This is a genomic window from Terribacillus sp. 7520-G (assembly GCF_002271665.1).
Classification (GTDB): domain Bacteria; phylum Bacillota; class Bacilli; order Bacillales; family Amphibacillaceae; genus Terribacillus.
In genome coordinates this window covers 1-9,956 of record NZ_NQFP01000058.1, presented here as the reverse complement: position 1 = coordinate 9,956, position 9,956 = coordinate 1, and the positions used below count along the sequence as shown (strand labels likewise).

The following is a 9,956-nucleotide window of genomic DNA, read 5'->3' as shown; positions in this document are numbered from 1 at the left end:
TTAAGAAAAAAGCCGGTCCCGAGTTTGATGGGACTGGCTTTTTTTGCATTTTTCACAGCCGGATCAGTGGTATACTGAGGACGAAAGCTAGTCTTACATATGAAATGGAGGTAAGCAGAATGAAGATTGGTGTACCGAAGGAAATCAAGAATAATGAAAACCGCGTTGCCATGGCTCCATCCGGTGTGACGCTCTTGCATGAAGCGGGGCATGAGGTATTTATCGAAACTGGCGCGGGCCTTGGCTCGGGGTTCACGAATGAGCAATACGAACAAGCTGGTGCAATCATCGTACCGACTGCCTCGGATGCGTGGAACAAAGAGATGGTCATGAAAGTCAAGGAGCCGCTGCCGGAGGAATATGATTATTTCTATGAAGGTCTCATCCTGTTCACATATCTGCACCTCGCGGCGGAAGGTTCTTTGACGAATGCATTGATTGAAAAGAAAGTTGTGGGTATCGCTTATGAAACGGTCCAGCTTGATGATCGATCCCTGCCGCTTCTTACCCCGATGAGTGAGGTTGCCGGGCGCATGGCGTCACAGATAGGCGCACAATTCCTGGAGAAACCCTATGGGGGAAGCGGGATCCTGATGTCTGGCATACCAGGAGTGAAGCGAGGCAAGGTCACGATCATTGGCGGCGGTGTAGTCGGAACGAACGCAGCCAAGATTGCCATCGGACTTGGAGCGGATGTCACGATAGTTGATTTGAGCCCGCAGCGTCTCCGGGATCTTGACGATTTATTCGGCAGCTCGATCAATACCGTTGTATCCAATCCGCTGAATATAGCCGAATCGGTCAAAGAATCAGATCTTGTCATCGGTGCTGTCCTCATACCGGGTGCCAAAGCACCGAAGCTCGTTACGGAAGAGATGATAGCCAGCATGAAACCAGGATCTGTCGTCGTCGATGTCGCGATTGATCAGGGAGGTATTTTTGCAACCACGGATAAAATCACAACCCATGATAATCCGACCTATACGAAGCATGATGTGCTGCATTATGCCGTCGCCAATATGCCTGGCGCCGTTCCCCGCACTTCCACGATCGGCCTGACAAATGTGACGGTTCCTTATGCGCTGCAGCTTGCGAATAAAGGCTATAGGAAAGCGTGCCTGGATAATCCGGCGCTCACAAAAGGGATCAATACGCTAGAAGGCTTTGTGACCTATGAAGCTGTGGCGGATGCGCATGGGCTGGCTTATAAATCAGCTGCTGCACTGCTTTAGATATAAATCAAGAGCACCTGCTTTGGGCAGGTGCTCTTGTGTTTTTGTATCAACCAATGATTTGCAATTCGCGTGGATAAGCCGTCAGTACATCCGGTCCATTCTTCGTAAGGAAGATATCATCCTCTATTCGGACACCGCCGACTCCAGGTAAATAGATGCCAGGCTCGATGGTATAGCACATACCCTCCTGCATAGGCTGGGTATTGTTGCTCGACAAGGAAGGGAATTCATGTACGCCGATTCCCAAGCCATGCCCGACACGGTGTGTGAAATATTCCCCGTACCCAGCTTGTTCGATGTGCCCTCGCGCAGCTTTATCAATCTCGGCTATGGCTGTACCGACACGTGATGCTGCTGTGGCTTTTTCAAGGGCGATGCGTACAGTATCGTGGATGTGCTGCTGATCGGCAGTTGCATGCTTATAGGCAACCGTGCGGGTGATATCTGAGCAGTAACCCTCGTATATGACTCCTAAATCGAATAAGACAAGGTCGCCAGGTGCAATCTGTTTGCTGTCCGGAGTTCCGTGAGGGGAAGCTGTTTTTGCACCGGAAAGGACCGTGGTCGCAAATGACATGCTCGTCACACCTTCTTGCTTCAAGGCATATTCAAGCTCGGCCACAATCTGCAGTTCGCTTTTTCCGGCTGCAATCGCTTCAATGCCTTTCCTGACACCGAAATCTGCCAATACAGCTGCTTGCTTCAGCAGATTATATTCCTTTTTGTCTTTGATGTTCCGCAGGTTCTGCAGAAGCTCCGTTGCATTCGCGAATGTCGTATCCGGCAGTATCTGCTGCAGCATTTCCAATCGAATCACGGACATATGGTCCTTTTCGATTCCCATGGATGCAGGGGTCCTGCCTCGCTCCTTCAGGTAGTCCTTCAATAGCTGCCAGACATCCTCATGATCATGATATGTAAGCATCTCTTCCTTCCAGCCTGCTTGAAGGGCATCTTCTTTCTCCATTGCCGGCAATATGAGCAGCGGTGCATCCTTTTGATCTGCGAAGACGGCTACCAGCCGTTCATGCGGATCTGTATAATAATTGCTCACATAATACACGTTCTCCATGGAGGTGATGAACACGCTGTCGGTGCTGTCATCCTTTAGGTTCTGTAGTAACGTATCGATTCTGTGTTGCATGAAAAAACCTCCTTTATCCCAGTATAGCAAAAAACGTATCACGTTTCTTCCGTATACAACTGTGGTACACTAAATGCGAAAAAATGAAAAAGGGGTTGTAGACTTGAAAATATCATTCCATGGACAAGCTGTCGTACAGATTGTCACAGAAAAACATACGATTTTGATCGACCCATTCATCACTGGAAATGGTACATGTGATTTACATGCAGAAGATGTTAATCCAGATGTCATTCTCCTGACACACGGTCATAACGACCATGTGGGAGATACAGTTTCGATTGCCAAACGGACCGGCGCACTTGTCGTGGCACCGAACGAATTGGCGGTATACTTAGGGAACCAGGGATTGAAAACACATCCAATGGGAATCGGCGGAGCGCATGAATTCGAATTCGGACGTGTGAAACTGACACAGGCATTCCACAGCAGTGCCATTACAGACGAAGACGGCAATACCCACTATATGGGGATGCCGACGGGGATCCTGTTCACCGCAGAAGGCAAAACGATCTATCATGCTGGGGATACAGGTTTATTCTCTGATATGAAAATGATCGGAGAGATGAACGACATCGATGTGGCATTGCTCCCGATAGGGGATAATTTCACAATGGGACCTGAGGATGCACTGATTGCCGCTGAATGGGTCAAGGCAAAGAAAGTCATTCCGATCCATTACAATACGTTCCCGTTGATCGAACAGGACGGAGCGGCATTTGCTGAAAAAGTAAAACCTGGCCAAGGTATCCATCTGGAACCAGGACAATCGATCACTATCTAAAGAAAACAGCACCCTTTTGAAAGGGTGTTGTTTTTTTATCTGTTATAGTAAGTGAATTTGTATTTTGTCGTATTTTGCTAGGAGATTAGCTATTTTTCATCTGAAATTGAAACCTTTACGTAAAAACTGTACAATAACAATAGAAAAATAAAGACTAGTACAGATGAGAGCATGGTGAAGGAATGTCGACAAAACATGACCAGATAATTAAATATATTGAGAACCTCCCTGTGGGCGGGAAGATATCCGTACGGGCAATCGCCAAGGAATTGAATGTAAGTGAGGGGACGGCATACCGCGCCATCAAAGAAGCGGAGAATAAAGGACTTGTCAGTACGATAGAACGCGTAGGGACAGTAAGGATCGAGACTAAGATCAGGGATAATTTTGACCGCCTTTCTTTTGCGGAAATCATCGGTATCGTGGATGGTCAAGTGCTTGGAGGCAGAGGCGGCCTGCATAAGACTCTGAATAAATTCGTCATCGGTGCGATGGAGCTTGACGCTATGATGCGCTATACCCAAAAGGATGCCTTGCTGATTGTCGGGAATCGGATCGAAGCACATGAACTGGCCATCAAAGAAGGAGCGGCTGTCCTTATAACAGGAGGGTTTGACACCGATGATCGAATCAAGAGGCTGGCAGATGAAAAGGAATTGCCTGTCATATCGACGAGCTATGACACATTTACGGTAGCGGAACTGATCAACCGGGCCATTTACGATCAGATGATCAAAAAAGAGATCATCGTAGTGGAAGATATATATACGCCATTGCAGCATACATATTATTTACAGGAAACCGATACGCTCGAAAAATGGTATCGATTCAATGAAGAAACAACACATACACGCTATCCGGTGACAAATGGTGCAACAAAAGTGACGGGAATGGTCACATCAAAGGATATCATCAATAAAGACCGGCAGCAGTCAGTCGCAAAAGCAATGACGAAAAACCCGCTGACAGTCCAAAAGCATACCACGCTTGCATATGCGGCACATATGATGGTTTGGGAAGGTATCGAAATCATCCCTGTTGTCGATCAGCAGCATAAACTGCAGGGCTTGATCTCCAGACAGGACGTCCTTAAAGCGCTTCAGCAAATCCAGCTTCAGCCCCAAATCGGGGAAACGATCGAAGATTTGGTGACCAGGGAAATCGATTTGCTGGAGGATGAGGAGCAGGACATCGTATTTCAAGGGAAGGTGACGCCGCAAATGACGAATCAGCTGGGCAGCTTATCCACCGGAGTCCTGACAACGTTCGTCACCGAAGCGAGCAGGCGTTTTGTCCGGAAGATGAAAAAGGGGGATATGGTGGTGGATAACATATCCGTCTACTTTCTGCGTCCCATCCAGCTGGATAGTACGATCCTGATCAAACCCCGTATCCTGGAGGTTGGACGGAAGCTGGCAAAAATGGATGTGGAAGTGTATAGTAACAAGAAGACATTAGTTGCAAAGGCGCTGCTCATGGCACAGCTATTGGATCGCTGAGCATGCATGGAGGGGATATGATGCACGATAGAATCCTGGAAAGAATCAAAGCATACGACACAATCATCATTCAGCGGCACGTCCGGCCGGATCCGGATGCATACGGATCCCAGGGAGGCTTGGGTGAAATCATCAAGGCATCCTTTCCTGATAAGCAGGTTTGGATCGTAGGGGATGAGGACCCATCTTTGACTTTTTTGGCGGAGATGGATACGATTTCAGATAACGTATTTGAAGATGCGCTTGTCATTATCTGTGATGCTGCAAACCAGCCTCGTATTTCAGATCAAAGATACAAGCTTGCCAAGGAAATCATCAAAATCGATCATCATCCGGAAGTGGACCGCTATGGAGATATCCAATGGGTTGTTCCAACTGCGAGTTCAACAAGCGAAATGGTATACGAGCTGTATGCATCCCATCCTGAACTGAAGCTGACGACTCGGGGGGCGATGCTGTTATATGCAGGTATAGTCGGTGACACGGGTCGCTTTTTATTCCCATCGACGAGTGAGAAGACATTCCATTATGCAGGGGAATTGATCAAGTATCCATTCGACCGGACGAAATTATATGAAAGACTGTATGCGTCCCGTCAGGATGTCGCCAGACTGCAAGGTTATATCCTGCAGAACTTTACCTTGCATGAAACCGGTGTCTGTGCCATCCGCCTTACAAAAGATATCCTGGCATCCTACCGAGTGACTTCTTTGGAGACGAGTCAGCTTGTCGGTACGATTGCCAATATCGAAGGTGTGCTGGCCTGGCTTTTTTTTGTGGAAGAGGAAGATCAAATCCGGGTGCGCGTCCGCTCAAAAGGACCTGTGATCAATGGCTTGGCCGGTAAGTATAATGGCGGCGGCCACGTATTTGCTTCCGGTGCAACTGTTTACAGCTGGGATGAAGCTGCCAAGCTTGAGCGGGATTTGCAGGAAATCTGCCGTCATTTCGAGGTGAATTAAGCATCCGTCTCCACTGTCACTGTCAAGTAGAGGATCTCGGATATGATCAGCTGCTTGACAGCGACCTTGAACCGGAAACTGTCCACCTCATAAACCTTATTCTCGATTGCCCCCAGCAATAACGGGGTGCTTTGGATGGCGCCGTTTACACTGCGGCCGATCATATGCCGTGCCTCCTCCTTGATTGCTTCTTTCAGCTCGTGCTCAATCAGTTTGTCCAGCTCCAGGCTCTCATCCGTTTCCAAATCAACGGTGATTTCATCGATTAGAAGTCCTTCCTGCTGCAGTTCATTCATTTCTTCATTATTATCCTTCAATACTTCGATATCCCGTTCCAAGTCATGGATTGTCCCTTCCATTTCCACTTTTTCTTTCACCCAGTCTTCATAAAGGGTCCCGTACATGAATAAAAAGACAAAATAGGAAATGATACCGCCAAGGAAAAAGCCAACCAAGAACCGCTGCCAGCCGCTTTGCTTATAAATCGGCGGTATCCGCATCAGGAGATATCCTCCTGGATGAACCATCCTATGATCAACAGTGCCGTTTTAACGCCGCCCATGGCAGCGACAATGATCAGGATCTGTTTAATGACGTCAAAGGTTGCTCCCTGATATATTCCTTTTTCAAAATTACTGATAGCGTCGAATGTCCCGCCGATCGCAGCGATGATTGCCCAAATCCGGATGCCGTTGGAGATGCGTTTGATGGCGGTCAGCGGCGGTTCGCCGGTAGCGAAGGCTCCGATGCTGCCGATGAAGCACCCTCCGATCATTACACCGAGCGCGATGAAATAGCAGTGCATCATTGAAATGATTACGCGTTCTTCCATGCTGAGACTCCTTTTCATGTTCTTTTTCTACCCTATGGCAGCAGCGGACAAGTTATGTTAGTCATTTCAATGTATGCCGGAATTCGTATATAATGGAGAGAGTGTAAAAAAGGACGGTAATGATGTATGGCGTTTACGCATCTGCAAATCAGAAGCAGCTACAGCTTCTATCAAAGTACAATTAAAATTCCACAACTAGTAAAGAAGGCCAAAGAAGCAGGCTTTGACGCACTTGCACTGACGGATGACAGTGTCATGTATGGCGTTGTGCCGTTTTACCGAGCGTGCTTGGATGCCGGTATAAAGCCGATCATTGGTATCCATGCTCCTATCGAGGCAGAGGGGCAGGTGGTGAAAACACTCTTGCTGGCTGAAAATGATATCGGTTATCAGCATTTGGCGGAATTAAGTACATATCTTCAAACGAACAAAATCCCGCACTTGCCGCTTGCTTCCCTGCAAGCATATGCGAATGGAGTCATCGCCATCATCCCGACGCACACGATGATCCAATTGCAGGTGGAACCATGGCGATCCATATTCGGTGAGAGGCTGTATGCTGGTATCAGTCCGGATGAAGTGCGTTACCTCGATGATCGAATGCTGGCCGATTGGCAGCACGAACACGCACTTCGCTTTGCGGCTACTGGCGATGTCCGCTATTTGCAGGAAGAGGATATGGATGCCTATCATTGTCTGCTTGCAATAGAGGAGGGAGCAAGCTGGGAGCCGGCACAATCGTCTCAAGGATTGCTGCACCATTTGCGCACCCGTGAAGAAATGGAGCAGCTTTCCGATAGTGCTTTATGGAAAGAGGCGCTGCTCGAAGCGGGTTCCATAGCAGAGCGCTGTACAATCCAGCTGCAGTTCGACCAGCGTCATTTGCCGGCATATCCGGTTCCCCGCGGCAGGAATGCCGAGACCTATTTAAGGGAAATCTGCGAGCAGCGCCTAAAGGATTTATACAGGGATCGGCAGGATGCCAAAGAGAGACTGGATTATGAACTTGGCGTAATCAAGGATATGGGCTTCAGTGATTACTTCCTCATCGTTTGGGATTTTGTCCGCTATGCGAAGGAACACGGTATCCGGGTAGGGCCGGGAAGGGGATCGGCAGCGGGATCCCTCGTTGCCTATGTGCTTGGTATAACCGCGGTGGATCCGCTGGCCTATGGTCTTTTGTTCGAGCGATTCCTGAACCCGGAAAGGATCTCCATGCCGGATATCGATATTGATTTCTCTGATTATCGCAGGGACGAGGTCATTCGTTATGTGCACAGCAAATATGGCTCGGATCATGTGGCGCAAATCATTACATTCGGCACCTTTGCCGCCCGATCTCTCCTCCGGGAGTTGATCAAGACGATGGAGATTCCGCAGGCAGATGCCGCCTATCTGCTTAAAATGATTCCGCATAATATATCCTCTTTATCTGCCGGTCTGCGTGCTTCGGAGGAACTCACAGCCTATGTCAGGGATTCCGAACAGCTGAAGCGGCTGTTCCGGATCGGTGTCAAACTGGAGGGGCTGCCGCGTCATGTATCGACACATGCTGCAGGTATCGTCATCAGCGCCGACCCGCTAGTGAAAACAGTCCCGCTTGCATCAGGGCACGATGAGGTGGCGCTGACCCAATTTGCCATGAAGGAATTGGAACAGCTTGGTTTGTTGAAGATGGATTTTCTCGGTCTACGTAATTTGACGCTGATGGATCATGTCCTCAATGGCTTGCCGAAGAAGCCGGATATGGATGCCGTCCCGCTTGATGATGAAGCAACCTTCCGCCTGTTCCGTGAAGGGCGCACGAATGGTGTGTTCCAATTTGAATCAAGCGGCATGAAGCAGGTGCTGCGGCAGCTGAAACCATCTGCATTCGAAGATATCGTTGCAGTCAACGCTTTGTACCGGCCGGGTCCGATGAGTTATATTCCCGTTTTCATCCGGCGGAAGCACGGACAGGAAACGATCAGTTATCCACACGCCAATCTGACCCCGATTTTGGAGAAAACATATGGTGTGCTCGTCTATCAAGAGCAAATTATGCAAATTGCCGCTTCCATGGCGGGCTATAAGCTGGGAGAGGCAGATTTGCTCCGTCGGGCAGTCAGTAAAAAAGATGCCGATGTATTGGCCAAAGAAGAAAACCGCTTCCTATCCGGCTGTATAGAAAATGGATACAGCGCCGATACTGCCAGGGAAGTATTTTCCTGGATCGTGAAGTTTGCCAACTATGGCTTCAATCGCAGCCATGCCGTCGCCTATAGCTTTCTTGCCTATCAGCTGGCATATTTGAAGGCGCATTTCCCTGCTAACTTTTTTGCTGAATTGATGAGCGGCGTTGCAAACCAGCCTGAGAAAATCCGTCAGTATATGCGGGAAGCTGCTGACAGCGGTATTAAGGTTTTGGGTCCGTCCATCAATAAAAGCTTCGGTAAATATACGGTAGAGAACAAGAACATCAGGATGGGCTTGCTGGCGATCAAGGGCATTGGGGCCCAAGTGGCCCGAGCTATCATACAGGCTCGAAAAGACGGTCCGTTCAAGCATCTCTTCGATTTCTGCATTCGGGTCTCCTTGAATAAATCGGCATTGGAGCAGCTCGTTTTAGCCGGTGCCTTCGATGATATGAATGATAACAGAGCTGCAGTCCTGGCTACGATAGACAATGCGATGGAGCAGGCGGAACTGTTCAAGGAATTGTACGAGCAGCCGTCGCTGTTGGGGGAAGTGGAATTCGAAGCTGCTTATGCCGAGCAGGAGCCCTTTTCGCCGATGAAGACATTAAGGCACGAAAAAGAAGTTCTGGGCTTGTATATTTCCAGCCATCCACTCGCAAGCTATCGGGGTGATCTCCGCAGCAGTGGTCATATTACAATACAGCAGCTTGAAACGCTGCCATTGAAAAAACAAGTGCGATTGGCTGCTGTCCTGCTTCACCAGCGGACCATCAGGACCAAAAAGGGACAGCCGATGGCGTTCCTCACTCTCGGTGACGAAACCGGTGAAATGGAAGCTGTTGTATTTCCGGATTTGCATCGGCAGGTCGGCCGTTTCCTGGAAGAAGAAGCACTGCTTGATTTGACCGGCAGGCTGGAGGAAAGAAATGGGGAAAGACAGCTGATTTTACAGGAAGGGCGGCAATTCCGGGAAGATATGCTTGAACATAGCAAGGAGCGGCTTTTCATCAGGTATGATGATATTGATGAAGAGGAAGTTCTTGAAATAGTCCGTGAATGCTCCAAGCAGCATCCAGGCAATGTTCCAGTCATTGTGGTCCACAAGGAGACGCGTAAAAGCTATCAGCTTTCCGAAGCATATCATCTTGAGCTGAATCAACGGACCCTGGGAGAGCTAAGGAAGCGTTTCGGCAAGGAGAATGTCGCTGTGTCGGGTCATGGATGATTCGCCTTCCTTTACAGAGCTGAAAGATGTCCCTATAATGAGTAAACGTCTGCACAGACCGTCATGTCATAAATTACACAAAGGATGATAAAATATGT

8 protein-coding genes are annotated in these 9,956 nt (G+C 48.7%); 5 read left to right on the top strand and 3 right to left on the bottom strand.

The features are described 5' to 3' along the window. Window positions 1–119 precede the first annotated feature (119 nt). Window positions 120–1,232: an alanine dehydrogenase gene (ald, locus tag CHH53_RS16840; protein WP_095217296.1), complete on the top strand. Its 1,113-nt coding sequence runs from the start codon at window positions 120–122 to the stop codon at window positions 1,230–1,232. A gap of 49 nt (window positions 1,233–1,281) precedes the next feature. Here ald and CHH53_RS16835 read toward each other — a convergent pair whose 3' ends face one another. Beyond that, the gene (locus CHH53_RS16835; protein WP_095217295.1) at window positions 1,282–2,379 is read right to left on the bottom strand and encodes a M24 family metallopeptidase; all 1,098 of its coding nucleotides are present in this window, start codon (window positions 2,377–2,379) and stop codon (window positions 1,282–1,284) included. A 103-nt stretch (window positions 2,380–2,482) separates the two neighbouring features. Here CHH53_RS16835 and CHH53_RS16830 point away from each other — a divergent pair, with 103 nt between their 5' ends. From CHH53_RS16830 to CHH53_RS16820, 3 genes are all read left to right on the top strand, one after another. Then, window positions 2,483–3,163 carry a metal-dependent hydrolase gene (locus tag CHH53_RS16830; RefSeq protein ID WP_095217294.1) on the top strand — a complete coding sequence of 227 codons (681 nt, stop codon included), beginning with the start codon at window positions 2,483–2,485 and terminating at the stop codon, window positions 3,161–3,163. 182 nt (window positions 3,164–3,345) lie between these two features. Beyond that, complete coding sequence (locus tag CHH53_RS16825) at window positions 3,346–4,662, top strand: DRTGG domain-containing protein (protein WP_095217293.1); 1,317 nt, start codon at window positions 3,346–3,348, stop codon at window positions 4,660–4,662. 20 nt (window positions 4,663–4,682) lie between these two features. Next, on the top strand, window positions 4,683–5,624 hold the full coding sequence (locus CHH53_RS16820) for a DHH family phosphoesterase (RefSeq protein WP_095217292.1): 942 nt from the start codon (window positions 4,683–4,685) through the stop codon (window positions 5,622–5,624). Here the strand turns inward: CHH53_RS16820 and ytrI are convergent. Then, the gene (ytrI, locus tag CHH53_RS16815) at window positions 5,621–6,124 is read right to left on the bottom strand and encodes a sporulation membrane protein YtrI (protein WP_095217291.1); all 504 of its coding nucleotides are present in this window, start codon (window positions 6,122–6,124) and stop codon (window positions 5,621–5,623) included. The genes CHH53_RS16820 and ytrI overlap by 4 nt on opposite strands. Beyond that, entirely contained in the window at window positions 6,124–6,456 is a 333-nt protein-coding gene (gene ytrH / locus CHH53_RS16810; protein ID WP_093728189.1) for a sporulation membrane protein YtrH, read from the bottom strand. Before ytrH ends, ytrI begins: the two co-directional genes overlap by 1 nt. Window positions 6,457–6,582: 126 nt before the next feature. Here ytrH and dnaE point away from each other — a divergent pair, with 126 nt between their 5' ends. Further along, window positions 6,583–9,858, top strand: coding sequence for a DNA polymerase III subunit alpha (dnaE, locus tag CHH53_RS16805; protein ID WP_095217290.1), 3,276 nt, complete (start codon window positions 6,583–6,585; stop codon window positions 9,856–9,858). Window positions 9,859–9,956: the final 98 nt, after the last annotated feature.